Origin of the sequence: Mycobacterium sp., assembly GCF_035570115.1 — a bacterium.
GTDB lineage: Bacteria > Actinomycetota > Actinomycetes > Mycobacteriales > Mycobacteriaceae > Mycobacterium.
In genome coordinates, this window is record NZ_DATMLH010000090.1 from 1 (window position 1) to 25,139 (window position 25,139).

Annotated in this window: 23 protein-coding genes; 8 read left to right on the plus strand and 15 right to left on the minus strand. The window is 65.6% G+C overall.

What is annotated here, in order from left to right; genetic code table 11:
* Both ripA and VNW74_RS07950 read right to left on the minus strand, forming a co-directional pair.
* Positions 1–1,334: NlpC/P60 family peptidoglycan endopeptidase RipA (ripA, locus tag VNW74_RS07945; RefSeq protein WP_325676060.1), on the minus strand; the 1,334-nt coding region annotated here is incomplete at its 3' end.
* Positions 1,335–1,574: 240 nt separating this feature from the next.
* Positions 1,575–2,156 carry a DUF6676 family protein gene (locus VNW74_RS07950; protein WP_414686625.1) on the minus strand — a complete coding sequence of 194 codons (582 nt, stop codon included), beginning with the start codon at positions 2,154–2,156 and terminating at the stop codon, positions 1,575–1,577.
* Positions 2,157–2,314: 158 nt separating this feature from the next.
* Here VNW74_RS07950 and VNW74_RS07955 point away from each other — a divergent pair, with 158 nt between their 5' ends.
* Positions 2,315–5,134, plus strand: a complete 2,820-nt coding sequence (locus VNW74_RS07955) for an aconitate hydratase (RefSeq protein WP_325676061.1) — start codon at positions 2,315–2,317, stop codon at positions 5,132–5,134.
* A gap of 12 nt (positions 5,135–5,146) precedes the next feature.
* Positions 5,147–5,710, plus strand: coding sequence for a TetR/AcrR family transcriptional regulator (locus tag VNW74_RS07960; protein WP_325676062.1), 564 nt, complete (start codon positions 5,147–5,149; stop codon positions 5,708–5,710).
* Between the two features lie 10 nt (positions 5,711–5,720).
* Here VNW74_RS07960 and VNW74_RS07965 read toward each other — a convergent pair whose 3' ends face one another.
* The 5 genes from VNW74_RS07965 to VNW74_RS07985 all read right to left on the minus strand — a co-directional run bounded on the left by VNW74_RS07965 (position 5,721) and on the right by VNW74_RS07985 (position 9,883).
* Positions 5,721–5,912: a helix-turn-helix domain-containing protein gene (locus tag VNW74_RS07965; protein ID WP_325676063.1), complete on the minus strand. Its 192-nt coding sequence runs from the start codon at positions 5,910–5,912 to the stop codon at positions 5,721–5,723.
* 114 nt (positions 5,913–6,026) lie between these two features.
* Complete coding sequence (locus VNW74_RS07970) at positions 6,027–7,655, minus strand: ABC-F family ATP-binding cassette domain-containing protein (RefSeq protein ID WP_325676064.1); 1,629 nt, start codon at positions 7,653–7,655, stop codon at positions 6,027–6,029.
* Positions 7,656–7,755: 100 nt separating this feature from the next.
* The gene (locus tag VNW74_RS07975; protein ID WP_325676065.1) at positions 7,756–8,616 is read right to left on the minus strand and encodes an enoyl-CoA hydratase; all 861 of its coding nucleotides are present in this window, start codon (positions 8,614–8,616) and stop codon (positions 7,756–7,758) included.
* Between the two features lie 37 nt (positions 8,617–8,653).
* Positions 8,654–9,016 (minus strand): thioredoxin, encoded by a 363-nt coding sequence (trxA, locus tag VNW74_RS07980; RefSeq protein WP_325676066.1) that lies wholly within the window; start codon positions 9,014–9,016, stop codon positions 8,654–8,656.
* 54 nt (positions 9,017–9,070) lie between these two features.
* The gene (locus tag VNW74_RS07985; protein WP_325676067.1) at positions 9,071–9,883 is read right to left on the minus strand and encodes an MBL fold metallo-hydrolase; all 813 of its coding nucleotides are present in this window, start codon (positions 9,881–9,883) and stop codon (positions 9,071–9,073) included.
* 119 nt (positions 9,884–10,002) lie between these two features.
* Between VNW74_RS07985 and VNW74_RS07990 the strand changes: the two genes are divergently transcribed.
* The 3 genes from VNW74_RS07990 (at position 10,003) to VNW74_RS08000 (ending at position 13,788) form a co-directional block, all read left to right on the plus strand.
* Positions 10,003–10,770: a hypothetical protein gene (locus tag VNW74_RS07990; protein ID WP_325676068.1), complete on the plus strand. Its 768-nt coding sequence runs from the start codon at positions 10,003–10,005 to the stop codon at positions 10,768–10,770.
* Positions 10,771–11,063: 293 nt separating this feature from the next.
* A complete protein-coding gene (locus VNW74_RS07995; protein WP_325676069.1) occupies positions 11,064–12,893 on the plus strand; it encodes an acyl-CoA dehydrogenase in 1,830 nt (609 codons plus the stop codon).
* Between the two features lie 136 nt (positions 12,894–13,029).
* Entirely contained in the window at positions 13,030–13,788 is a 759-nt protein-coding gene (locus VNW74_RS08000; protein ID WP_325676070.1) for a DUF5666 domain-containing protein, read from the plus strand.
* Positions 13,789–13,794: 6 nt separating this feature from the next.
* Here the strand turns inward: VNW74_RS08000 and zwf are convergent, their stop codons facing one another.
* The 8 genes from zwf to VNW74_RS08040 all read right to left on the minus strand — a co-directional run bounded on the left by zwf (position 13,795) and on the right by VNW74_RS08040 (position 21,589).
* On the minus strand, positions 13,795–15,195 hold the full coding sequence (gene zwf / locus VNW74_RS08005; RefSeq protein WP_414686626.1) for a glucose-6-phosphate dehydrogenase: 1,401 nt from the start codon (positions 15,193–15,195) through the stop codon (positions 13,795–13,797).
* 146 nt (positions 15,196–15,341) lie between these two features.
* Complete coding sequence (locus VNW74_RS08010; RefSeq protein WP_325676072.1) at positions 15,342–15,689, minus strand: metal-sulfur cluster assembly factor; 348 nt, start codon at positions 15,687–15,689, stop codon at positions 15,342–15,344.
* Complete coding sequence (gene sufU, locus VNW74_RS08015; protein ID WP_325676073.1) at positions 15,664–16,146, minus strand: Fe-S cluster assembly sulfur transfer protein SufU; 483 nt, start codon at positions 16,144–16,146, stop codon at positions 15,664–15,666. Before sufU ends, VNW74_RS08010 begins: the two co-directional genes overlap by 26 nt.
* A 6-nt stretch (positions 16,147–16,152) precedes the next feature.
* The gene (locus VNW74_RS08020) at positions 16,153–17,406 is read right to left on the minus strand and encodes a cysteine desulfurase (RefSeq protein WP_325676074.1); all 1,254 of its coding nucleotides are present in this window, start codon (positions 17,404–17,406) and stop codon (positions 16,153–16,155) included.
* Between the two features lies 1 nt (position 17,407).
* On the minus strand, positions 17,408–18,181 hold the full coding sequence (gene sufC / locus VNW74_RS08025) for a Fe-S cluster assembly ATPase SufC (RefSeq protein ID WP_325676075.1): 774 nt from the start codon (positions 18,179–18,181) through the stop codon (positions 17,408–17,410).
* On the minus strand, positions 18,178–19,365 hold the full coding sequence (gene sufD / locus VNW74_RS08030) for a Fe-S cluster assembly protein SufD (RefSeq protein ID WP_325676076.1): 1,188 nt from the start codon (positions 19,363–19,365) through the stop codon (positions 18,178–18,180). The genes sufC and sufD overlap by 4 nt, the downstream gene beginning before the upstream one ends.
* Complete coding sequence (gene sufB, locus VNW74_RS08035; protein ID WP_325676077.1) at positions 19,365–20,822, minus strand: Fe-S cluster assembly protein SufB; 1,458 nt, start codon at positions 20,820–20,822, stop codon at positions 19,365–19,367. The genes sufD and sufB overlap by 1 nt, the downstream gene beginning before the upstream one ends.
* Entirely contained in the window at positions 20,819–21,589 is a 771-nt protein-coding gene (locus VNW74_RS08040; protein WP_325676078.1) for a metalloregulator ArsR/SmtB family transcription factor, read from the minus strand. The genes sufB and VNW74_RS08040 overlap by 4 nt, the downstream gene beginning before the upstream one ends.
* 115 nt (positions 21,590–21,704) lie before the next feature.
* Here VNW74_RS08040 and mptB point away from each other — a divergent pair, with 115 nt between their 5' ends.
* From mptB to VNW74_RS08055, 3 genes are read left to right on the plus strand one after another with little or no spacing between them, the layout of a single operon-like run.
* The gene (gene mptB / locus VNW74_RS08045) at positions 21,705–23,411 is read left to right on the plus strand and encodes a polyprenol phosphomannose-dependent alpha 1,6 mannosyltransferase MptB (RefSeq protein WP_325676079.1); all 1,707 of its coding nucleotides are present in this window, start codon (positions 21,705–21,707) and stop codon (positions 23,409–23,411) included.
* On the plus strand, positions 23,408–24,352 hold the full coding sequence (locus VNW74_RS08050) for an ABC transporter ATP-binding protein (RefSeq protein ID WP_325676080.1): 945 nt from the start codon (positions 23,408–23,410) through the stop codon (positions 24,350–24,352). The genes mptB and VNW74_RS08050 overlap by 4 nt, the downstream gene beginning before the upstream one ends.
* Positions 24,349–25,125, plus strand: a complete 777-nt coding sequence (locus VNW74_RS08055; RefSeq protein WP_325676081.1) for an ABC transporter permease — start codon at positions 24,349–24,351, stop codon at positions 25,123–25,125. The genes VNW74_RS08050 and VNW74_RS08055 overlap by 4 nt, the downstream gene beginning before the upstream one ends.
* Positions 25,126–25,139 lie beyond the last annotated feature (14 nt).

Genomic DNA, 25,139 nt, shown 5'->3' on the forward strand with positions numbered 1-25,139 from the left:
AGATAGATCGTCACGTGCTGACTGCCGCCGGGGCCGTAGAAGATCACGTCGCCACGGCGCATCTGCGAAGAGGGGATCTTGCGGCCCAGGTTGTACTGCGAACCCGAGTAGTGCGGCAGCTTGATGCCCACCCCGGCGAACGAGTACAGCACCAGGCCGGAGCAGTCGAAGCCGACAGTGCCGGAGCCTGAGTCGATGCCCCTGCCAGGCCCGGCGGCAGTGCCGCCACCCCACGAATAGGGCACGCCTAACTGCGAGAGCCCGCGGCGAATCACGTACTCGGAGGCCTGCCGTCCGTACACCCGCGGAATGCGGCCGTTGGTGAAGCCGGTGGGTGTGGGAGCCAGCCCCAGCTGCTGCAGGAAGCTGCGGCCCATATTGGAGGTGACCTCAGACGAGGTCGCCGAAATCCCCAGGACCTTGTTGAGGATCGCGATCGGGTCGCCCGGGACGTTCGCGCTGGGAACCATCGGCAGCGTGGGATCCCAGTCGCCGGCCCACTGGCCGCCGTTGCCCTGGGGGCGCGCAGGCGACCCCGGAGCCGCCGGATCCCACCGGTCACCTGAGGACCCTGATGCTGGGGCCGCCTGGCCCCTGGCACCCGGTCCGCCCGCGGATGCCGACCAAGTGCGGGCGGCGTCGAGTCTGGCTTGGGCCGCGTTACGCTCGTCGGCCAGGCGGTTGATCTCTTGCTGCTGCTCGCCGAACCTGCGGTGGACGTCGGTCAACGCGGCCACCGCGGTGTTCTGGCTGGATTGGGCGTCGGCAAGAGCCTTGTCCGCGTTCTGTTTTGCCAGCCGGGCGGCCGAGTCCTTGTTCACTTGCTCGGTGCGAGCGCGTTGCAAGCTGTCCATCACCTGTCGGGAACTGGCGGCCAGGGTCTGGCCGGCGGCCGCGGTGGCGATGATGTCGTCGGGACTGGACGCCTTGAGGTAGCTGTCGGACGGACCGTTGACGTAACTGGCTACCGCGAAACGGTCGAATCGATTCTGGGCGGCCGCGATTGCGACGTTGGCGTCCGTGACCGCCTGCTGGCTGGCCTCGACGTCATGTTGTGCGACCGCGGCATTGTCGCGTGCGGTTTCGACGTCGACCAGAGCCTTGTTGACGCTCTCCTGCTCGGTCTGAATCTGCGCGCCGAGGTCCTGTAGACGCTGGTTGGCCTGCGCGACATCGGCGATCAGCTTGGCCATGGTGTCCGGTTGAGTACCCGGGTCGGCATGTGCCAGCCCGGGTATGGACAGCAGCACGGCCACGCTGAGCACTACCGGAGCGACGCGGCGAGTGAGCCCGGTGGCCAGTCGGATAGACGAGCCGCGGCAGTTGCGTCTCATTCGACTCGGGTCTCCTATGGCTCAACGCGGGCGGACGGCGTCGACCCCAGTAATCACTGGAAGCGCGATTAAATCAAAAGCATCCTTTGCACCGTATGTCACATCTGACCCAATGGAAACTTTAGTAACAAATTACAAGTGTGTTCTTCCGACAACTGTGACCGTACGGTGACATCACTGTTTTGCCCGCAATGGCGGCACAGGTGCCGCCGCTATGCGACACAAGCCGAATACGGGGAGTTAGACGCTCTGGCCAGCTTCTTCTGTGGGCGCTTCGGCCTCATCTGGCGATGTTGCTGACCGCCTGGTGCGCAGTTGCATGATCCGGGTGCCGATCACTGCCGCCAGCACTCCGATAAGAAGCACGATGGTGAACGCGGTCCAGGGAAACTGTGGCGTGTTGAGCTGGTGCAAGAAATTCTGCGCCGAGACCACCGGGTTGCCGGTCTTGGCGTTGTCTTCGCCGATCTCGAGCGTGGCTCGTGCGAAGTGTGTGCTGTAGGTGCCGACGAAGTTTGGGCTGAGCACCAGCACGGTGGCATCGGTGTGTTGGGCGCCCACCCTGGTGGCGATGTCTCGAAGCGCTGTGTCGGTCGGGGGGTTGTGGTCGAGGACGACGATTTTGAGATCGACGCCGTCGTGCTGTGCTTGGTCGATCACCTGAAGTAATGCCGGTGTGACGGCGGCTGGCGCACTGATGTTGTGGGCAGTGACCTGTGCTTGCACGATCGCCAGGCACTGGTCGGGCGGTGTTGCCGGATCGGCACCGACGGTGCCGCAAATCTCGCCCGGGATGTACAGCGGCACGTGCGGGGTGGTCACGGTCCAAGACCGTACCGTCCCCACGAGCGGATGACAGCAGTTGGCCGGCCAGACAAACTTCCAGGCCGCAGTACCGTGGAATACAGGACAAGCGTACTGTTAGACTGGCCTTGTCGACATGGCCCGTCGGCGAGCAGAACTAAATCCCGGGAGTTGATGTGACCAGCAAAGATTCGGTGAATTCATTCGAAGCGCGCAGCACCCTGACGGTCGGCGATAGCAGTTACCAGATATATCGCCTGGACGCGGTGCCCGGCACGGAGAAACTCCCCTACAGCCTCAAAGTGCTCGCGGAAAACCTGTTGCGCAACGAGGACGGCAGCAACATCGCCAAGGATCACATCCAGGCGATTGCGAATTGGGACCCGTCGGCCGAGCCCAGCATCGAGATCCAATACACGCCCGCCCGCGTGGTCATGCAGGACTTCACCGGTGTGCCGTGCATCGTCGACCTGGCCACGATGCGTGAGGCGATCGGGGATCTGGGCGGCGACGCGGAGAAGGTCAATCCGCTGGCGCCGGCCGACCTGGTGATCGATCACTCGGTTATCGCGGACCTTTTCGGCCGAGCCGACGCTTTCGAGCGCAACGTCGAGCTCGAATACCAGCGCAACGGCGAGCGCTACCAGTTTCTGCGGTGGGGGCAGGGCGCCTTCCAGGATTTCAAGGTGGTGCCGCCGGGCACCGGCATCGTGCACCAGGTGAACATCGAATACCTGGCCCATGTCGTGATGGAGCGCGACGGTGTGGCCTATCCGGACACCTGTGTCGGTACCGACTCGCACACCACGATGGTCAACGGCCTGGGCGTATTGGGCTGGGGTGTCGGCGGAATCGAAGCGGAAGCGGCCATGCTCGGTCAGCCCGTGTCGATGCTCATCCCGCGGGTTGTCGGCTTCAAGCTCACCGGTGAGATCCAGCCCGGTGTCACCGCCACCGACGTGGTGCTGACCGTCACCGAGATACTGCGCAAGCACGGAGTGGTCGGCAAGTTCGTCGAGTTCTACGGCGAAGGTGTGGCCGAGGTGCCGCTGGCGAACCGCGCGACACTGGGCAACATGAGCCCCGAGTTCGGTTCTACTGCAGCGATTTTCCCGATCGACCAGGAGACAATCGACTACCTGCGGTTCACCGGGCGCAAAGAAGAGCAACTCGCCCTGGTGGAGGCGTACGCCAAAGAGCAGGGCCTGTGGCACGACGCCAAGCGCGAGCCGAAGTTCTCCGAGTACCTCGAGCTCAACCTGGCCGACGTGGTGCCGTCGATCGCGGGGCCGAAGCGGCCGCAAGATCGAATCGCGTTGTCCAAAGCCAAATCCGCGTTCCGCGAGCAGATCCCCGACTACGTCGGCGACGACCCGGACAAGAAGGACTACTCGAGGCTCGACGAGTCGGTCGACGAGACGTTCCCGGCCAGCGACCCCGGGGCACTGAGCAACGGCCACGCTGACGACCACCAGCCGGTGGAGTCGGCCGCAAAGCATGCCAACGGCCGGGTGAGCAACCCGGTGACGGTGAAGTCCGACGAACTCGGCGAATTCGTGCTTGACCACGGCGCGGTGGTGATCGCCGCGATCACCTCGTGCACCAACACGTCCAACCCCTCGGTGATGCTGGGCGCGGCACTGCTGGCGCGCAATGCCGTCGAGAAGGGCCTCAGCACCAAGCCCTGGGTGAAGACCACGATGGCGCCGGGCTCGCAGGTCGTCAGCGACTACTACGAAAAGGCTGGGCTATGGCCGTATTTGGAGAAGCTGGGCTTCTACCTTGTCGGCTACGGCTGTACCACCTGCATCGGCAACTCCGGGCCGCTGCCCGAGGAGATCTCGAAAGCGGTCAACGACAACGACCTTTCAGTCGCCGCGGTGCTGTCCGGCAACCGGAACTTCGAGGGCCGCATCAACCCGGACGTAAAGATGAACTATCTGGCCTCACCGCCGCTGGTGGTGGCCTACGCGCTGGCCGGCTCGATGGACTTCGATTTCGAATCGGAGCCGCTGGGCGCAGACAGCGACGGCAACGACGTTTTCCTCAAAGACATCTGGCCGTCGCAGAAGGACGTCTCCGACACCATCGCGTCGGCGATCAATCAGGAGATGTTCACCACAAACTATGCCGACGTGTTCAAGGGCGACGAGCGGTGGCGCAACCTGCCCACTCCCAGCGGCAACACCTTTGCGTGGGATGCCGAATCGACCTATGTGCGCAAGCCGCCGTACTTCGACGGGATGCCCGCCGACCCGGAACCGGTCGGTGACATCAGCGGCGCGCGGGTGCTGGCGCTGCTCGGCGACTCGGTGACCACCGACCACATTTCGCCCGCGAGCAGTATCAAGCCCGGCACCCCGGCCGCGCAGTATCTCGACGAGCATGGCGTCGAGCGCAAGGACTACAACTCCTTCGGATCTCGGCGCGGCAACCACGAGGTGATGATCCGCGGCACGTTCGCCAACATCCGACTGCGCAACCAGCTGCTCGACGATGTCTCCGGTGGGTACACGCGCGACTTCACCCAGCAGGGTGGGCCGCAGGCGTTTATCTATGACGCTGCGCAAAACTATGCGGCAAAAGACATTCCGCTGGTGGTGCTCGGCGGCAAGGAATACGGTTCGGGCTCGTCGCGGGACTGGGCAGCCAAGGGCACGCGACTGCTGGGCGTGCGTGCGGTGATTGCCGAGTCATTCGAGCGCATCCACCGGTCCAACCTGATCGGCATGGGGGTGATCCCGCTGCAATTCCCCGAGGGCAAGACCGCGGAGTCGTTGGGTCTAGACGGCACCGAGGTATTCGACATCACCGGCATCGAGGCGCTCAACGACGGCGAGACGCCAAAGACGGTGCACGTCAAGGCCGGCAAGGAGGGTGCGGACGCTGTCGAGTTCGACGCTGTGGTGCGGATCGACACCCCGGGTGAAGCCGACTACTACCGCAACGGCGGCATCTTGCAGTACGTGCTGCGAAACATGCTCAGGTCGAACTAGCCCGGAACGCTTGTGCCCAAGGTCAGCCAGGACCATCTGGCGGCCCGTCGCCGTCAGATCCTCGACGGCGCCCGTCGCTGCTTTGCCGAATATGGCTACGAGAAGGCGACGGTGCGCCGGCTGGAACAGGCCATCGGCTTGTCGCGGGGAGCGATCTTCCACCATTTCCGCGACAAGGACACGTTGTTCTTCGAGCTGGCCCGCGAGGACGCCGAGCGGATGGCTGCGGTCGCGTCGCGGGAGGGTCTCATCCAGGTGATGCGCGACATGCTCAACGCGCCCGACCAGTTCGACTGGCTCGCCACGCGATTGGAGATCGCGCGGAAGCTGCGCCACGACCCCGCGTTCAGTCGGGGGTGGGCGGAGCGCTCGGCGGAGCTGACGGCGGCAACGATCGATCGGCTACGCCGGCAGAAACGGGCCGGACGGGTGCGCAACGACATCCCCAGCGACGTATTGGTGTGCTACCTGGACCTGGTTCTCGATGGCTTGGTCGCCCGAGTGGCCTCCGGTGAAGACCCACAGCGGCTTACCGCCGTCCTCGATCTGGTCGAAAATTCAGTACGCCAGCGATAAGTTAATCGTGTTATCGAGGTCGCGTGCGGTGGTTGGGACCACCGCGGCTGCGCATCGTGGTGCCCGACTCGCGCAGCAAGCTGTGGATCGAGCCGTACGACCTGCCGGTGGACGCGACCAGAGTTCGAATGCTGGCGCCGCCCTCGTAGGCGCTGCGCAATTCGACCAGCAACTGATCGCGTGTCTTTTTCGCTTTCCTCATCGGCGCCTCCCCGCTTCAAAAGGATCCCCAAAGCACACAGCGTAGGAAGCAGACGTCGGCGGCGGGCCACTTTGACGAAATCGCCTGCGGCACCGTCGAGCCGAGCCTAGCCGGTCAGGCCAGCTCGATCAGATCCCGATACTCCTCGGACCAATGGTCTTCGGTGCCGTCGGGCAGTAGCACGACCCGTTGCGGATCGAGCGCTTCGGCCGCGCCGGGGTCGTGTGTCACCAACACCACCGCTCCAGCGTAGCTCCGCAGCGCGTCCAGCACCTGCTCGCGGGAGGCCGGATCGAGATTGTTCGTCGGCTCATCAAGCAGCAACACATTCGCCGTCGAGGCCACCAAACCAGCGAGCGCCAGCCGAGTCTTCTCGCCGCCGGACAGCGTGCCGGCCAACTGCTCGAGCTGACTACCGCTGAACATGAACGCCCCGAGCAACCCCCGCAGGTCTTGCTCGCCGGAATCGGGTGCGGCGTGCCGGATGTTCTGCCAGACCGTCGCGATGTCGTCGAGGGTGTCGTGCTCCTGCGCGAAATATCCGACTTTCAAACCGTGTCCGGGCTCCAGCGCCCCGGCGTCGGGTTGCTCGACACCGGCCAACAGCCGCAGCAGTGTCGTCTTGCCCGCGCCGTTGAGTCCCAGTACCACTACCCGGGAGCCGCGGTCGATCGCGAGGTCGACGCCGGTGAAAACTTCCAGCGATCCGTAGGTCTTGGTCAGCCCGGTGGCCACCAGCGGGGTCCGCCCGCAGGCCGCCGGGCTGGGGAACTTGATTCGGGCCACCTTGTCGGCCACCCGCTCCTCGTCGAGAGCGGCCATCATTCGGTCGGCCCGTCGCAGCATGTTCTGGGCCGCAACAGCTTTGGTGGCCTTCGCGCCCAGCTTGGCGGCTTGGGCACGCAACGCGGTGGCCTTGCGTTCGGCATTGGTACGCTCCCGGCGACGGCGCTGCTCGTCGGTGGCGCGAGCGTCGAGATACTTCTGCCAACCCATGTTGTAGACGTCGACTTCACCGCGCACCGCGTCGAGGAACCAGACCCGGTTGACGACGTCGGCCAACAAGTCGACATTGTGGCTGATCACCACCAGGCCGCCGGTGTGCCCGCGCAGGAATTCCCGTAGCCAGCCCAGTGAATCGGCGTCGAGGTGGTTGGTCGGCTCGTCGAGCAGCAAGGTGGCGGCCGAGCCGGCGCCCGTGTCCGACGCGGCGAACAGAATGCGCGCCAGCTCCACCCGACGGCGCTGCCCGCCGGACAACGTGTGCAGCTGCTGGCTCAACACCCGCTCGGGCAACCCGAGGCTCGCGCAAATCCGGCCCGCCTCGCTTTCCGCGCCGTAACCGCCCAGCGCGGCGAAGCGTTCTTCGAGTTGACCGTAGCGGCGGATCGCACGGTCGCGGGCGGCGTCGTCGGCGACTTCGGCCATCAGTGCCTGCTGCTTTTCCAGATCGGTGAGCAGGGTGTCCAATCCGCGTGCCGACAGCACCCGGTCACGGGCCAAGATGTCGAGGTCACCCTCTTTGGGATCCTGCGGCAGATAACCGATCTCGCCGGTGCGGGTCACCGTACCGGCGTACGGCTGCCCCTCCCCCGCGAGGATTCGCAAGGTAGTGGTCTTCCCGGCGCCGTTGCGCCCAACCAGCCCGATGCGGTCACCCGGCTGTATCCGCAGTGCCGGGCCGTCCGCGGAGAGCAGCGTGCGCGCGCCAGCGCGGACCTCGAGGTCCGTTGCCGTGATCACGGTCACTCTCCTTGCTTCTTGTCCGGCTCCTCAACAGGCCATCCTGGCCCGCATCGTCGCCGAACGGCTTCTTGTCCGGCTGCCGAACGGTTGTGCTCTATTACTTATCGTCGGTGAACACCGGCGGCCGTTTCTCGGCACGCGCGGCAACCGCCTCTTCGAAGTTTGTGGTGAGCAGACGAACGAAGAGCTGCCCGAGGCCCTCGGCCTGCATGTGCCCCTCCAGGCTAGCGGCGTCCAGTCCACTCCACAGTGTGCGCTTGGTCAACTCGATTCCCGGCCGCGAGAACCCCGCGATGCGTTCGGCCATCGCATAGCACGTCTCCAATAACTGGTCATCGGGCACCTGGCGCGACACCAGCCCGATACGCTCGGCTTCCTCGGCGTCGATGTCGCGACCGGTCAGCATGATCTCGAATGCTCGCGACGAGCCGATCGCCCGGGGCAACAGATAGCTGAGCCCCAGCTCGCTGGCGGTCAGCCCATTGTTAATACCTGCGGCCCGGAAATAAGCTCCGCTCGCCGCGATGCGAATATCGGCGGCCAGCGCCAGGCACAGCCCGCCACCGATCGCTGCACCGTTGACCGCGGCGATCACCGGTTGGTGCAGCCGTCGTAGCGCCAGAATGACGTCGTCCAGAATCTGCATCGAACGCAGCGCATAGGTGGGCCGGGTCAGCCCTTGGACATGCGGCACCTCCCCGGCCGACTTGTGGTCGGCGCCCGAGGAGAAACCCCGGCCTGCCCCGGTCAGGACTACCACCCGCACCGAGTTGTCGTAGGCGATGCTCTCCAGAGCCGCCTTGAGCGGCACCATGACGTCGAACGCCATGGAATTCATCCGCTCCGGCCGGTTCAGGGTGATTAGGGCGATCTGCGGCCGCGGGTGTTCAACGAGGACCATGCTCACCGTTGAACGGTAACCCGCCGCCTGACGTGGTGCGGGCCGCCGGACGGCCAACTGAGGAGTCAGGCAACCAGACCCAGCCTGACGACGGTCAGGCCTGGTCGGGCTCCTCCGCCGCGATCGCCGCGTCGATGTCGAAGTTCTTCACCTGCTGCACCAGATCCTCAAGCGCGGCTGCCGGCAGAGCGCCGGGCTGGTTGAACACCAACTTCCCCTTCTTGAAGGCCATCAGCGTGGGGATGGACCGGATGTTGGCGGCGGCCGCCAGGCCCTGTTCGGCCTCGGTGTCGACTTTGGCGTAGACGACGTCGGGGTGCTTTTCCGCGGATGCAGCAAACGTCGGTGCGAACTGGCGACACGGTCCGCACCAGGACGCCCAGAAGTCGACCAGCACGATGTCGTTGCCGTTAATGGTCTCGTTGAACTGCTCGGCAGTCAGGTCTTGGGTAGTCACGCCCCAGTTAACGTCGTGAACTGCCGCCGTGTTCCCCAGCGTTCCGCCGTGTCTCTAGGTCAGGTGGTCGTAGTCGCCGCGGACCCAGGCGGCGTGGCGGTCGGCCGAGCGCTGGACCGCTGCGTGGCCATCGGTGTCGATGGAATTCGTGAACAGGCCATAGATGCGGTCGAAGTTCAGCGCCGCCAGGGTGCCGGCCATGCGCTGCACAACCGCAGCCGAGAGCGGAAGGCGGTTGGGGTAGCTACGCAAGAACGCAACCGTGCGGCGGTCCGGGTTGGGAAAAATGGTGTCGCCGGCCAGCAATACGCCGCGCCCGCCAGCTCCCCCGGTCCAGCAGGCGACTGCGCTGCCCGGAAAGTGTCCGCCGACCCGGACTACGGATAACGACGGGCTCAGCCGCAAGGTGTCCGACCACTGCTGGATCACCGGGTCGGGACGCATCACCCACTCGGCATCCGCGGCGTTCACGTACACCGGGACGCCGCCCAGGCGGTGGCTCCACTCGACTTGTGCGCCATACATGTGCGGATGGCTGGCCACAATGGCGATCACCGGCCCGCGCTCGGTTACCGCGGCCACGGCGTCGTCGTCGACAAAGCCGGACGGATCCCACAACACGTTGCCGGCCTCGGCGCACACCAGCTTTCCCAGCTGCCCGATTCCGAGCGGCGGCGAACTGCCGATCGCGACAAGGCCGTCCTCAATGACCGAGACCTGCGACCGCATTCCTTCGCCAATCAGCTGCTCCAGCGTCGCCCACTGCTGTCCCTCGGCTGGCACCCACTGCCGGTCGTCGGCGCAAATCGCGCACACGCTCGATGCCGTGTTGTGCTCGACACCGCAGGTCCTGCACAACCAAAACATGGTCCAACTCTATTCGGTCGCGCCGCATCAAAAGGCCGCTCACCAGCTCAGCTAATAATTGTGCAACTCGGAAGTGCAGCGGGTATCCCTCCGTGCAACCCAGCGATCGGAGAACCCTGATGACCGCCACGACGCAGCGACGTCGATTGGCTCAGCTCGCGATCCTCACGTTCACCTGCGCCACCGCTGTGTCGCTTGCCGCATGCGGAAATTCCAGCAACGAAAGCACCGGAAAACCCAACACGTCGGCGAGCTCAACGGTTTCTTCGCCCAAGCCGCCGCCGGCACCACCCATGGGCCATGACGAGGTCGAGGGCTTGGTCAGATCAGTGTCTGGCAACAGGATCCAGCTCACGCAGCGGGATCGGACTGCGGCCGCGGTGGAATTCACACCGTCGACAATGGTCACCGAGCTGGGCGCGGCCAAGCTGACCGACGTCACCCACGGCAGCTGCGTCGAGGTCGAGGCCGCGGCACAGAGTGGTCCCCCTGGTGGGCCGGTCACCGCGCAGAGCGTAACGATCAGCCCATCTGAAGGCGGCAGGTGCCCGCCGCCCGCACCATCGCCTGGAGGGCCGGCTGCAAGTCCTAGCGTCAACGGCATCGTCGATTCGGTTACGGGTAACACCATCGCCGTCAACGGCATCGATCCCACCGGCAAGACCACGCACTCCACTGTGAACGTCGGCGACACGACCACCTACACCAAGCATGCGGTTACCAACGCGCAAGCGATCCAGAACGGCAAGTGCATGGCGGCGCAGGGAACCAAGGACGGCGGGGTACTGCACGCGGCGACCATCGACCTCGAACCGTGCCCGCCGATGGGCCGCCCACACCACCATTTCCATATCCCGTGGTGGCTGCCCCACCTCCGCCACCACTAGAAGCCGACGTGCGGCCAATCTCTTTGGTCGATAAAGCATCTTCTCGATATGTCGAGTGTCCGATGGCGCCAGGAATGGTCGCCCGGTCCCACAGACACGAGCGGTCCAGTTAGTCCGACATCATCTGGCACACACAGCTACTCATCGTTATGCGAGCTCGCTGACCTGGGACCCTACGGTTGCGTTGCCGTAGGTTACGCCTCCGTCGCCGTAGCTTACGGTTGCGTACCCATTCCGGCCTCGGCCACACTGCGTCGAAGTTCACCTGGGGTCAGATAAAAGGAGCAAAACCGGTGGGGCACTACATCGCTAACCTGCGCGACGTCGAGTTCAATCTGTTTGAGGTCTTGAAGCTCAGCACCGTCCTCGGCTCGGGACGCTACCGCGACTTCGACGTCGACACGGTCCACACGATGCTCGACGAAGTCGCCCGCTTGGCGGAGGGCCCCATCGCCGAGTCGTTCGCCGAGGCGGACCGCAACCCACCGGTTTTCGAGCCCGACCGTCACACCATCTCGGTCCCCGCCGAGTTGGCCAAGTCGGTGCAGGCGGTCAAAGACGCCGAGTGGTGGCGCATCGGCCTTGCCGAAGAAATCGGCGGCGTGTCCGCACCGGGCCCAGTGACGTGGGCGATCAACGAGATGCTGCATTGCGCCAATCCGGCGGCGGCCTTCTTCTACAGCGTGGGCCCGGCGATGGCCAACGCGCTCTATATCGAGGGCACCGAACAGCAGAAGCGGTGGGCGGCGACGGGCCTGGAACGAGGTTGGGCGGCCACCATGGTGTTGACCGAGGCCGACGCCGGCTCCGATGTGGGCGCAGGGCGAACCAAGGCCATCGCGCAACCGGACGGCAGTTGGCACATCGAGGGCGTCAAGCGGTTCATCTCCGGTGGCGATGTGGGCGACACCGCCGAGAACATCTTCCATCTCGTGCTGGCCCGACCCGAGGGCGCCGGTCCGGGCACCAAAGGTCTGAGCCTGTTCTACGTGCCCAAGTATCTGTTCGACCCGGAGACATTCGAACTCGGCTCCCGCAATGGGGTTTTCGCCACCGGGCTGGAACACAAGATGGGCTTGAAGGCCTCCCCGACCTGCGAATTGACCTTCGGCGCCCACGGATTGCCCGCGGTTGGCTACCTGGTCGGCGACGTGCACAACGGGATCGCGCAGATGTTCACCGTCATCGAGCACGCACGCATGACGGTCGGCGTCAAGGCCGCCGGCACGCTGTCCACCGGCTATCTCAACGCGCTGGCATTCGCCAAGCAGCGGATACAGGGCACGGATCTGACCCAGATGACCGACAAAACCGCGCCGCGGGTCACGATCATGCACCATCCGGACGTACGCCGCAGCCTGATTACGCAGAAGGCCTACGCCGAAGGCTTGCGAGCACTCTACCTCTATGCCGCGGCACACCAGGACGAGACTGTTGCACAACACGTTTCAGGTGCGGACGCCGAAATGGCACACCGTCTTAACGATCTGCTGCTGCCGGTGGTCAAGGGGGTGAGCTCGGAACGGGCTTACGAAATCCTGACCGAGTCGCTGCAAACGCTCGGCGGGTCGGGCTTTTTGACCGATTACCCCATCGAGCAGTACATCCGTGACGCCAAGATCGATTCCCTCTACGAGGGCACCACCGCCATCCAGGCGCTGGATTTCTTTTTCCGCAAGATCATCCGCGACCGCGGCCAGGCCCTCGAGCATGTGGCGTCGCTGATCACCCACACCATCGAAAACTGCGATGAGACGTTGCGGCAGTATGCGGAGCTGCTGCGTACCGCGCTCGACGACGTCAAGGCGATGACAGCGACCCTGACCGGATATCTGATGGCCGCCGCGGAAAGCCCAACGGAGATATACAAAGTCGGGCTCGCATCGGTGCGATTCCTGCTCGCCGTTGGCGACCTGCTGATCGGTTGGCGGCTATTGGTACAAGCCGACGTCGCGCACGCGGCCCTGGCCACCGCACCGGGGAACGACGAAGTGTTCTATCAGGGCAAGATCGCCACCGCGCGATTCTTCGCTAAGAACATGCTTCCGAACCTCACCGCACTGCGCGGCATCATCGCGGCCCTCGACGACGACGTCATGACGCTTCCCGAAGCGGCGTTCTAGCGACGATTCGCGGGGGCTGTCCGAATACACAGCTGGCTCATAATCGGCCGCCAGCCAGCGCTCAGCTGCGCCACCAATCGTGAGAGCCGTGGTTTGGCCGGCCGCGCACAGCGGCCGACGATCTGAAAGGATCTCGATGTCTATCACCTCCCCACCCGCGCGGCTCACCCGATTGGCGATCCTCACGCTCACCGGCGCAACCGCACTGTCGGTCGCCGCGTGCGGTGCGTCGAACAATTCGAAGCCCGCTCCGTCGGCAGGTCCGACGAGTTCAGCCGCGACGCCCTCATCGCCATCAGCGTCCGCGAACGGCAGGAGCTGGGTCAGCGGGATGATCGCTTCGGTCTCGGGCGACGCAATCCAGGTCACCCAGCAGACCGGAAACGCCACCGTCGACTTCACGCCGTCCACGAAGATCACCCAGGTCACTCCCGGTCAGCTGACGGATGTCACCGCCGGCAGTTGCGTTGTTGTGCTTCCTACCCGTCAAAGCGCGGACACCGGCGCCACGATCACCGCACAATTCGTGCGGGTGAGCCCGGCCGTCGGTGCGCGGTGCCCCGAGCCCAAACACCCGGCTGGCGCGCCCCACTCGGGCGGACCGGCGGGGCATCGGCCACTGCTGGGCACGGTTGCCTCCGTTGCGGGCAACACCATCACCGTGACCGACGCCGAGGCGGGCGGCAGTACGTCTCAAACCAGCGTGACCGTCACCGACACGACAAAGTACACCAAGCAGTCAGCCACGGACGCGCAAGCGCTGGCGCAAGGTCAGTGCATCGCCGCGCGTGGGACCAAAGACGACAGCGGCAACCTGCAGGCAACGGCCATCAACGTTCAATCAGCTGACAACGGCGCCTGCCCGCAACCCGGCGGACGAAGGCACCAGCACTAGGGGCGGTTATTTGTTGCCGCGCCAGCCGCGTTCGAACGGCAACCGCCACGCTCGCGGGGCGATCAACGGATGGACCGCGTTGGGGCCCCACGAGTCGAGGTCGTAGCTGCGCGTCGGCGGCGGATCCTCGAGTAACGGCGCCGAGACCTCCCAGAGCCGTTCGATGCCCTCTGCCGTGTTGTACAGCGTCCGATCGCCGCGCATCGCGTCGAGAATGAGACGTTCGTAGGCCTCGAGCACGTCGCTGGCGTGGCCGGAATCTTCCATGGTGAACTGCAGGCTGAGCTTGTCGAGCTTCATTCCGGGCCCTGGCCGCTTGCCGTAAAACGACAGCGACATCTTGGACACGTCGGCAAGATCGAAAGTCAGATGATCCGGACCCTTTTGTCCCACACCGGATCCGGGCGGAAACATGCTCCTGGGCGGCTCGTGGAATGCGATGGAGATGATGCGCTGCCCCTCTGCCATGCCCTTGCCGGTGCGCAGAAAGAACGGGACACCCGCCCAGCGCCAGTTGTCGATCTCGCATTTGAGTGCGACGAACGTTTCGGTATCCGATTCCGCGGGCACCCCGGGCTCGTCGCGGTAACCGCGGTATTGCCCGCGCACCACCTCGCTGGGATCAAGCAGCCGCATCGAGCGGAATACCTTGTTCTTCTCGTCGCTGATCGCCTCTGAAGCAAGCTGGGTGGGAGGCTCCATCGCGACGAACGCCAGAATTTGGAACAAGTGGGTGACCACCATGTCCTTGAACGCCCCCACAGCATCGTAGAACTGCGCGCGGCTCTCACAGGTGAGCCGCTCGGGCACGTCAATCTGGATGTGGTCGATGAAGTTTCGATTCCAAATCGGTTCGAACAATCCGTTCGCGAACCGGAACGCGAGGATGTTCTGCGCGGCCTCTTTACCCAGAAAGTGATCGATCCGGAAGATCTGTTCTTCCTCGAATCGCTCATGGATCGCCGCGTTCAGTGCCTGTGCGCTGGCCAGATCGACGCCGAACGGCTTTTCCATGATGACCCGAGAGTCCTGCACCAAATCCGCCTTGTGCAGCGATTCCATGACGGGCATCACCGCCGCCGGCGGGATGCTCAAGTAATGCAACAGACGGGCCTCGCCACCGAGCGCCGCGACCTGCTCCGCCACGGCACTGGCCAGAGCTTCCGGACCGGCCTGCGTTGGCACAAAGGTGAGGTTGGCGGTGAACTGATCGATTTGCTCATCGGTAATGTGATGGTGGGAGAACTCTTTGCAGGCCTTGTGCGCCAGCTTGCAGAAGGTGTCGTTGTCGAATTCATCGAGCGACGTGCCGATGATCCGGATCTCGGGAGCCAGCTTGGAGCAGGAAAGGTGCAGCAGGCCGGGAAGCAGCTTTCGACGGGCTAAATCGCCTGTCGCGCCGAACATCACCACCACATGGGGCTCCGCGCCGGCGCTGGCGCCCTTGTTTTTGACCGCGCGGGATACCTCAGTGCTCACAACGATGATCGTAGCCAGGCCTGGTCCGACCGCAACCTCGCGGAGGTAGTCATGACATCACCGGCTCGGCGAGGTTAGACGGTAAAGCCGAGGGCTCGCAGCTGATCACGACCGTCGTCGGTGATCTTGTCCGGGCCCCAGGGCGGGTTCCACACCCAGTTGATGCGCAGCTCGTCGACCAGACCGGCGCCGATCAGTGCGCTACGCGACTGATCTTCGATGACGTCGGTCAACGGGCAGGCCGGCGACGTTAACGTCATGTCGATCAGCGCGACAGTCCCCTCGTCGCCCTCCTCGAGATTGAGGCCGTAGACCAGTCCCAGGTCCACCACGTTGATACCCAATTCGGGGTCGACGACATCGCGCATGGCCTCTTCAACGTCGGCGAGCAACTCGTTATCCGGTGCGGAAGTTTCGCTCATCCTTAACCTCCTCGACATCTTCAGTCGCTTGCGACAGCGCATCTTTGAACGCCATCCAGCCGAGCAACGCGCACTTGACCCGGGCGGGGTACTTGGCGACGCCGGCGAACGCGATGCCGTCGCCCAGCACGTCCTCGTCACCGACTACGGTTCCGCGGGAGGACACCATCTCGGTGAACGCGGTGACCGTCTTCAACGCCTGCCCGACGCTTTGACCGATCACCTGCTCGCTGAGCACCGACGTGGCCGCCTGGCTGATCGAACAACCCTGCCCGTCGTAGGAAACGTCCGCGATGTGCTCACCGTCTTCCGACAGAGCCACCCGCAGCGTGACCTCGTCGCCGCACACCGGGTTGACGTGGTGCACCTGCGCGCCGAACGGCTCGCGCAGCCCGCGGTGCTGCGGGTGCTTGTAGTGATCCAGGATCACGTCTTGGTAGATCTGCTCGAGGCGCACCGCGACTCACGCTCCACCGAAGAAATCGAGGGCGCGCCGTACGCCGGCCACCAGTCGGTCGACCTCGTCGTGAGTGTTGTAGACCGCGAACGATGCCCGCGCGGTGGCGGCGAGACCGAAACGGCGGTGCAGCGGCAATGCGCAGTGGTGACCTACCCGCACCGCAACCCCGTCGTCGTCGAGCACCTGACCGACGTCGTGGGCGTGCACGCCGTCGACGATGAAAGACACTGGCGAGCCGCGGTTTTCCATCGACTTCGGCCCGATCACCCGCACTCCGTCGATACCGGACAGGCCATCGATCGCAGCGGCCACCAACTCGCGTTCGTGCGCGTCGACCGCGTCCATGCCGATGGCGCCGAGATAGCCCACGGCCGCGCCCAGCCCGACGACCTGGGAGGTCATCGGGGTGCCGGCCTCGAACCGTTGTGGCGGCGCCGCGTAGGTGGTGACCTCCATGGTCACCGTTTCGATCATCGACCCGCCGGTGAGGAATGGCGGCATGGACGACAACAGCTCACGTCGCCCGTAGAGAACCCCGATCCCGTTGGGGCCCAGCATCTTATGTCCGGAGAACGCGGCGAAGTCGACGCCGAGCGCGTGCAAGTCGACGGGTTGGTGCGGCACCGACTGGCAGGCGTCCAGCACTGTCAGCGCACCTACGGCCTTTGCCCGGGCGAGCAATTCGGCCACCGGGGCAACCGCTCCGGTCACATTCGAATGATGGCTGAACGCGACGACCTTGACACGCTCGTCGAGCCGCAACGAATCAAGATCGATGCGCCCGGTGTCGGTTACGCCGTACCAGCGCAACGTGGCGCCGGTGCGCCGGGCCAGTTCCTGCCACGGGACCAGGTTGGCGTGGTGCTCGAGCTCGGTGGTGACGATGACATCGCCCGGGCCGACGGCGTGCTCGAACCGGTTGTCCCCGAACACGTAGGACACCAGGTTGAGCGATTCGGTGGCGTTCTTGGTGAACACCAGCTCGTCGGTGTCGGCACCGACAAATGCGGCGATGTCGGCGCGGCCCTGCTCGTAAGCGTCGGTCGCCTCCTCCATCAGCTGGTGTGCGCCTCGGTGCACCCCGCCGTTGGACGTCAACAGGAATTCGCGTTCGGCGTCGAGGACTTGCACCGGCCGCTGCGACGTGGCACCCGAATCCAGGTACGCCAACTGATTTCCGCCGCGCATCACCCGCTTGAGGATCGGGAAATCGGCGCGGATCGCCGCAAGGTCCAGTGGGGTCACGGACGCCGTCATGTCAGGCCCCCGTGGCGGCCGTCTGCGTGAAGCGCACGTAGCCGTTTTCTTCAAGTTCGTCGGCCAGTTCCGGACCGCCCGACTCGATGATCCGCCCGCCGACGAACACATGCACGAATTCGGGATGGATGTACCGCAAGATCCGCGTGTAGTGCGTGATCAGCAGAATGCCACCGTGCTCGGATTCGGCATAGCGGTTGACGCCCTCACTGACCACTCGCAGCGCGTCGACGTCGAGGCCGGAGTCGGTCTCGTCGAGGATCGCGATCTTGGGCTTCAGCAAGCCCAGCTGCAGGATCTCGTGGCGCTTCTTCTCACCGCCGGAAAAGCCTTCGTTGACACTGCGTTCGCCGAAGGCCGAGTCGATGTCCAGGTCGTCCATGGCGGCCTTGACCTCTTTGACCCAGTGCCGCAGCTTCGGCGCCTCGCCGCGAACCGCGGTAGCGGCCGAGCGCAGGAAGTTCGACATCGACACGCCCGGCACCTCAACGGGATACTGCATGGCCAAAAACAGCCCGGCGCGGGCGCGCTCGTCGACGCTCATGTCCAACACGTTCTCGCCGTCGAGTGTGATGGAGCCCGACGTCACGTGGTACTTCGGGTGACCCGCGATGGCGTAGGACAGTGTGGATTTGCCGGATCCGTTGGGCCCCATCACCGCATGCGTCTCGCCGGAGCTCACCGTCAAGTTGACGCCGTTGAGAATGGCGATCTCGTCGCCGTCGGAAGGGTTCTGCACGCTGACGTGCAAGTCTTTGATTTCCAGGGTGGTCATGACGCGGTTGCTCTCGATTCCGTGATAGCCAGTTCGTGCTCGATGGCTGCGGTTAGGCGCTCCCGTACCTCAGGTACCGCGATCTTGGCGATGATCTCGTTGAAGAAACCACGCACCACCAGTCGGCGGGCCTGGTCTTCGGGGATGCCGCGGGAACGCAGGTAAAACAGTTGCTCGTCGTCGAATCGCCCGGTGGCGCTGGCATGCCCGGCGCCGACGATCTCGCCGGTCTCGATCTCCAGGTTGGGCACCGAGTCGGCGCGCGCGCCGTCGGTGAGCACCAGGTTGCGGTTGACCTCGAAGGTGTCGGTGCCGGTGGCCTCGGCCCGGATCAACACGTCGCCGATCCAGACGGTGTGCGCATCCGGCCGGCTCGAGTCCGGATCCCCTTGCAGCGCACCCTTGTACAGCGCGTTGGATTTGCAATCGGGTTGAGCGTGGTCGATCAGCAGCCTCGACTCGAGGTGCTGACCGTCGTCGGCGAAGTACAGCCCGAGCAGCTCGGCGTCACCGCCGGGCGCATCGAACCGCACCGTGGCCGACATTCGCACCAGGTCGCCGCCGAGCGTGACGGCCACGTGCCGCAGCACCGCGTCCTTGCCCAGCCGGGCGTGCTGCGCGCTGACATGCACGGTGTCGTCGGCCCAGTCGGCGATCCACACCACGGTCAGCCGGGCGGCGTCGTCGACGACGAATTCCACGTTGTCGGCGTAAGTTCCGCTGCCGCGCTGGTCGATGACGACGACGGCCTCGGCCAGCTCCTCGACGCGGATCTGCAGATGCCCGTAAGCCACCGCGCCCTCACCAGGGCCGGTGATCACCACCTCGATCGGATCAGCGACCTGCGTGCTGCGGGCAACTGTGACCAGCGTCGCCGAGTTGAACGACGAGAAGGCCTGGGCGGCAACCCGGTCCGCGGGCACGCCGCCCTGACCGAGTCGTTCGTCGCCGCGCCGAACAGTTTCCACCCGGACCCCGGGCCGCCCGCTGACAGCGATGGTGGCGCTGCCGGAGGCCGCCGCGGTGCCATTGTGCAGGCCGTGCAACCGCCGCAGGGGGGTGAACCGCCAGATCTCGTCGCGCCCGCCAGGGACCTCGAAGGCGGCAACGTCGAAAGACGTGAACTGTTCGGCTTTGTTGGCGGCGATCCCTTCGACAGCTTCGGTGAGGTTGGCGTTGACCACTAGCCGACCGCGCCTTCCATCTGCAGCTCGATCAGCCTGTTGAGCTCCAGCGCGTACTCCATGGGCAGCTCCTTGGCGATCGGCTCGACAAAGCCGCGCACCACCATCGCCATCGCCTCGTCCTCGGTCAGCCCGCGGCTCATCAGGTAGAACAGCTGGGTTTCGCTGACCTTCGACACCGTCGCCTCGTGGCCCATCGTCACGTCATCCTCGCGGATGTCGACGTAGGGGTACGTGTCGCTGCGGCTGATCGTATCCACCAGCAGCGCATCACATTTCACGCTGGAGCGCGAACCGTGCGCACCCTTGTTCACCTGCACCAGGCCGCGGTAGGAGGTGCGGCCGCCGCCGCGCGCCACCGACTTGGAGACGATGTTGCTCGACGTGTTCGGGGCCAGGTGCAGCATCTTGGCGCCGGTGTCCTGATGCTGGCCTTCGCCGGCGAATGCCACCGACAGCACCTCGCCCTTGGCGTGCTCGCCGGTCATCCAGACCGACGGGTACTTCATGGTGACCTTCGACCCGATGTTGCCGTCGACCCACTCCATGGTGGCGCCGGCCTCGGCGCGCGCGCGCTTGGTGACCAGGTTGTACACGTTGTTCGACCAGTTCTGGATCGTGGTGTAGCGACAGCGGCCGCCTGGCTTGACGATGATCTCCACCACCGCCGAGTGCAGCGAATCCGACTTGTAGATCGGCGCGGTGCAGCCCTCGACGTAGTGCACGTACGCACCCTCGTCGACGATGATCAGCGTCCGCTCGAACTGGCCCATGTTCTCGGTGTTGATCCGGAAGTAGGCCTGCAGCGGGATGTCGACGTGCACACCCGGCGGGACGTAGATGAAGCTTCCGCCACTCCAGACCGCGGTGTTCAGCGCGGAGAACTTGTTGTCCCCCGCCGGGATCACCGTGCCGAAATACTGCTTGAAGATCTCCGGGTGCTCACGCAGCGCGGTGTCGGTGTCCAGGAAGATGACGCCCAGTTTCTCCAGATCCTCGCGGATGGAGTGGTAGACGACCTCCGACTCGTACTGCGCGGCGACACCGGACACCAATCGCTGCTTCTCGGCTTCGGGGATGCCCAGCCTGTCGTAGGTGTTCTTGATGTCTGCGGGCAGATCGTCCCAGGTCGCGGCCTGCTTCTCGCTGGAGCGCACGAAGTACTTGATGTTGTCGAAGTGGATGCCCTCGAGGTTGGAACCCCACTTCGGCATCGGCTTGCGGTCGAAGATGCGCAGCGCCTTCAGCCGGGTCTCCAGCATCCACTCCGGCTCGTTCTTTTTCGCGGAGATGTCACGGACCACCGCTTCGGACAGCCCGCGCTGGGCGCTGGCGCCCGCCACATCGGAATCCGCCCAGCCGTAGCCGTACCGGCCCAGCGAGGCGATGGCCTGCTCCTGGGTCAACGGCTCAGCGGAGGGCACACCGGTCTTGGTGGCCTCTGGAGTGAGGGTCATAATGACGCTCCTTTGATACTCGCGGTGGCTTCGGCGCGCGCCGCGCGCCGAAGTGCATTTGGTTTGGCTTCGGTGGTGAGCGGGACGTGGGTGGTGCAGGCGCAGTCACCGTTGACGATGGTCGCCAGCCGCTGCACATGGGTCCCGAGTACCTCGGCCATGGCCTGCTGCTCGGTTTCGCACAATTCCGGAAACTCCTCGGCGACGTGCGACACCGGGCAGTGGTGCTGACAGATCTGCACGCCGTGGATCGGGCCGCGCACCTGCGTGGTGGTTGCGACGTAGCCGGCCTCGGACAGCGCGGTGGCAATCCGCTCGGCGGTGGCTTCGATATCGGCATCGGCGTCCGAATCGGCCGCCTCGACACCGGACAGGATGGCGTCGATGCGCTGTCGGGCGAAAGTGCGAACCGCATCCTCACCACCGATTTCGCGGAGTTGACGCATCGCCGCGGACGCCAAGTCGTCGTAGCTGTGGTCCAGCTTGGCGCGGCCGCCCGCGGTGAGCCGGTAGCGCTTGGCCGGTCGGCCCCGTCCCTCCTGCTGCCAGGCCGCCGCGGGAACCGATTCCGCCTCGCCCGCGTCGATCAGCGCGTCCAGATGGCGTCGCACCCCAGCGGCGGACAGGCCCAACCGATCGCCGATCTGCCCGGCAGTGATCGACCCGGACTCCAACAGCAACCGCACAACGGCGCTTCGGGTCTGGCCATCGTGGGTCGAAGCTGCAGCTGTTGCTTCGACCCCTTTGGCGTACGACGGGAATTTCACAACACCAGTGTGACGCAATTCCGGTAACAGGTCTAGGAAGGCTACCCTCTGCCAGGGTTGCGCTGGTCACACCTGACCGATCCGGCCGCTGTCGGCCGGCGGCTACGCTGCTGTGATGGCAGCCCGCCACCACCCGTTGAGTTCGTCGATTGCCCGCTTGCATGGCGACGAACAGACGGTCGGTCAGCCGCTCAACGACACCGAGCTGGTCGCGGTTCGCCGCACCCGGGTGTTCGGCGCCACCGGCACGGTGCTGATGGGCATCGGCGCGCTGGGCGCCGGGGCGCGGCCGGTGGTCCAGGATCCCACCTTCGGGGTTCGGCTGCTCAACCTGCCGTCGCGGATCCAGACGGTGTCGCTGACGATGACCACCACCGGCGCGGTCATGATGGCGCTCGCCTGGCTGATGCTGGGCCGCTTCACGCTGGGCCAACGACGGATGTCCCGGGGCGAGCTGGACCGCACGCTGTGGTTGTGGGTGCTCCCGCTGTTGGCGGCGCCCCCGATGTACAGCAAGGACGTCTACTCCTACCTGGCGCAAAGCCAGATCTGCCGGTTGGGACTCGACCCCTATCGCGTGGGTCCGGCGACAGGGTTGGGCCTCGACCATGTGTTCACGTTGTCGGTGCCCAGCCTGTGGCGGGAGACTCCAGCGCCGTACGGGCCGCTGTTCTTGTGGATCGGCCGCGGAATTTCGGCATTGACCGGCGAAAACATTGTCGCCGCCGTGCTGTGCCATCGGCTGGTGGTGCTGGTCGGCGTGGGTCTTATCGTGTGGGCGACACCGCGGCTGGCCCGCCGCTGCGGGGTGGCCGAGGTCAGCGCGCTGTGGCTGGGGGCGGCCAACCCGCTGCTGATCATGCATCTGGTCGCCGGCATCCACAACGAGGCACCGATGCTCGGGTTGATGCTGACCGGCACCGAGTTCGCGCTGCGCGGAATCGACTCCGCGCGCCCGCTGGTGCCCCGGCCCTGGCCTGGCTTGCGGACCCACTGGCCGGATTGGGCGCCGTTGGGCATGCTGCTCGCGGGCGCGATCCTGATCGCGCTGTCCTCGCAGATCAAGCTGCCCTCGCTGCTGGCCTTGGGGTTTGTCGCGATGGCGCTCGCCAGGCGCTGGGGCGGCAACTTGCGGGCATTCGTGTTGGCGGGCGGGCTGACGGCCGGATTGGCGCTGGCAGTGATGGCTGCGGTCGGCTGGGCCAGCCGGCTCGGCTTCGGCTGGATCTACACGCTCGGGACCGCCAACGTGGTGCGCAGCTGGATGTCGCCGCCGACGCTGATCGCCCTAGGTACCGGGCAGGTGGGGATCCTGCTGGGCCTGGGCGATCACACCACCGCGATCCTCTCGCTGACCCGTGGCATCGGCGTATTGGTCATCGCGGTGATGGTGGGCTGGCTGCTGATCGCGGTGTTGCGTGGTCGGCTGCACCCGGTTGGCGGGCTAGGAGTCGCGCTGGGTGGCACGGTGCTGCTGTTTCCTGTGGTGCAGCCGTGGTATCTGCTGTGGGCCATCATCCCGCTGGCCGCGTGGGCGACGCGCCCCGGTTTCCGGATGGCGGTGATCGTCGTCACGATCGTCGTCGGCGTCTTCGGCCCCACCGCCAACGGCGATCGGTTCGCGCTGTTCCAGATCGTGGATGCCACCGTGGCCAGCACCATCATCGTGGCGTTGCTGATCGCGGCGACCCATGCCCGCTTGCCGTGGCGGGCGCTGCCGGCCGCCGACTCGGCAGCTCACACGGCGACCCCTGATCCGGCGCCCAGCAGCGAGACCCGGCAGCCCACCCCGGTGCCTGGCGCATACGCTGAATCCTCGTGAGCCAGGCCGTCCAAGTCCCCGTGCGGTTGCGCGGGGTGTGCAAGCAGTACGGCTCGGGGCCGACCGCCATCAGGGCCGTCGCCAACCTCGACCTCGACGTGCACGCCGCCGAGGTGTTGGCGCTGCTGGGCCCCAACGGTGCGGGCAAGACGACGACGGTCGAGATGTGCGAAGGGTTCGTCCGGCCCGATGCCGGCACCATCGAGGTGCTCGGGCTGGACCCGATCGCCGATAACGCTCGGCTGCGGCCGCGCATCGGCGTGATGTTGCAGGGCGGCGGGGGCTATCCGGCCGCCCGGGCCGGCGAGATGCTCAACCTGGTGGCCTCCTACGCCGCCGACCCGCTGGACCCGCAGTGGCTGCTGTCCACATTGGGTCTGACCGACGCGGCGCGCACCACCTACCGACGGCTGTCCGGTGGGCAGCAGCAGCGGCTCGCGCTGGCTTGCGCCTTGGTCGGCCGACCCGAACTGGTGTTTCTCGACGAGCCCACCGCGGGAATGGACGCGCAGGCCCGGCTACTGGTGTGGGAGTTGATCGACGCGTTGCGCCGCGACGGCGTGACGGTGGTGCTGACCACCCACCAACTCAAGGAGGCCGAGGAACTCGCCGACCGACTGGTCATCATCGACCAAGGGGTGACCGTCGCGGCCGGAACCCCGGCAGAGCTCACCCGCAGCGGCGCCAAGGATCAGCTTCGGTTCACCGCTCCGCCACGGCTCGACTTGTCCCTGCTGGTCTCGGCCTTGCCGGAGGATTACCGGGCCTCCGAGGTGGCGTCGGGTGAGTACTTGGTGGAAGGCCTGGTGGATCCGCAGGTGTTGGCGACGGTGACTGCGTGGTGTGCCCAGATCGACGTGCTGGCCACCGACATGCGAGTGGAGCAGCGCAGCCTGGAAGACGTGTTCCTGGAGCTGACCGGCCGGGAGTTGCGGTCGTGACCGAATCGCTTTTCCCCGCAGGCACTTTCACTCCTGACCCGCGTCCCGCGGCGGTGCCACGGATGCTGGCCGCACAGTTTGCGCTGGAGCTGAAGCTACTGCTGCGCAACGGCGAACAACTGCTGCTGACCATGTTCATCCCGATCACACTGCTGGTGGGGTTGACGCTGTTGCCGCTCGGATCCTTCGGCAACAACCGCGCCGCCACCTTTGTCCCGGTGATCATGGCGCTCGCGGTGATCTCCACGGCGTTCACCGGCCAGGCCATCGCGGTCGCGTTCGATCGGCGGTACGGCGCGCTCAAACGGCTGGGTGCGACCGCACTTCCGGTGTGGGGCATCATCGCCGGCAAATCGCTGGCGGTGGTCACGGTGGTCTTCCTACAGGCAATCATCTTGGGCGCCATCGGGTTTGCGCTTGGCTGGCGGCCGCATCCGGCGGGCCTGGCGTTGGGCGCAGTCATCATCGCGCTGGGCACCGCGGGATTCGCCGCGCTGGGTCTGCTGCTGGGCGGCACGCTGCGTGCCGAGATCGTGCTCGCGGTGGCCAACCTGTTGTGGTTCGTCTTCGCCGGACTCGGTGCGCTGACGGTGGACACCGACATGGTCGCGGCACCGGTCAAATGGGCGGCGCGGCTCACCCCGGCCGGCGCGCTGACCGAGGCGCTGTCGCAGGCGATGACCGTGTCGGTGGACTGGTTCGGCGTCGCCGTGCTGGCCGCCTGGGGCGGCCTGGCCGGCCTGGCCGCGTTGCGGTGGTTCCGGTTCACCTGACGGCCGGGCGCCGC

Coding starts and splice junctions, on each gene's coding strand:
- VNW74_RS07965 (WP_325676063.1), bottom strand. CDS start 5,912: ATGAGGAAAGCGAAAAAGACACGCGATCAGTTGCTGGTCGAATTGCGC.
- VNW74_RS07985 (WP_325676067.1), bottom strand. CDS start 9,883: ATGTTTTGGTTGTGCAGGACCTGCGGTGTCGAGCACAACACGGCATCG.
- VNW74_RS07990 (WP_325676068.1), top strand. CDS start 10,003: ATGACCGCCACGACGCAGCGACGTCGATTGGCTCAGCTCGCGATCCTC.
- VNW74_RS08000 (WP_325676070.1), top strand. CDS start 13,030: ATGTCTATCACCTCCCCACCCGCGCGGCTCACCCGATTGGCGATCCTC.
- zwf (WP_414686626.1), bottom strand. CDS start 15,195: ATGTTCGGCGCGACAGGCGATTTAGCCCGTCGAAAGCTGCTTCCCGGC.
- VNW74_RS08010 (WP_325676072.1), bottom strand. CDS start 15,689: ATGAGCGAAACTTCCGCACCGGATAACGAGTTGCTCGCCGACGTTGAA.
- VNW74_RS08020 (WP_325676074.1), bottom strand. CDS start 17,406: ATGACGGCGTCCGTGACCCCACTGGACCTTGCGGCGATCCGCGCCGAT.
- sufC (WP_325676075.1), bottom strand. CDS start 18,181: ATGACCACCCTGGAAATCAAAGACTTGCACGTCAGCGTGCAGAACCCT.
- sufB (WP_325676077.1), bottom strand. CDS start 20,822: ATGACCCTCACTCCAGAGGCCACCAAGACCGGTGTGCCCTCCGCTGAG.
- mptB (WP_325676079.1), top strand. CDS start 21,705: ATGGCAGCCCGCCACCACCCGTTGAGTTCGTCGATTGCCCGCTTGCAT.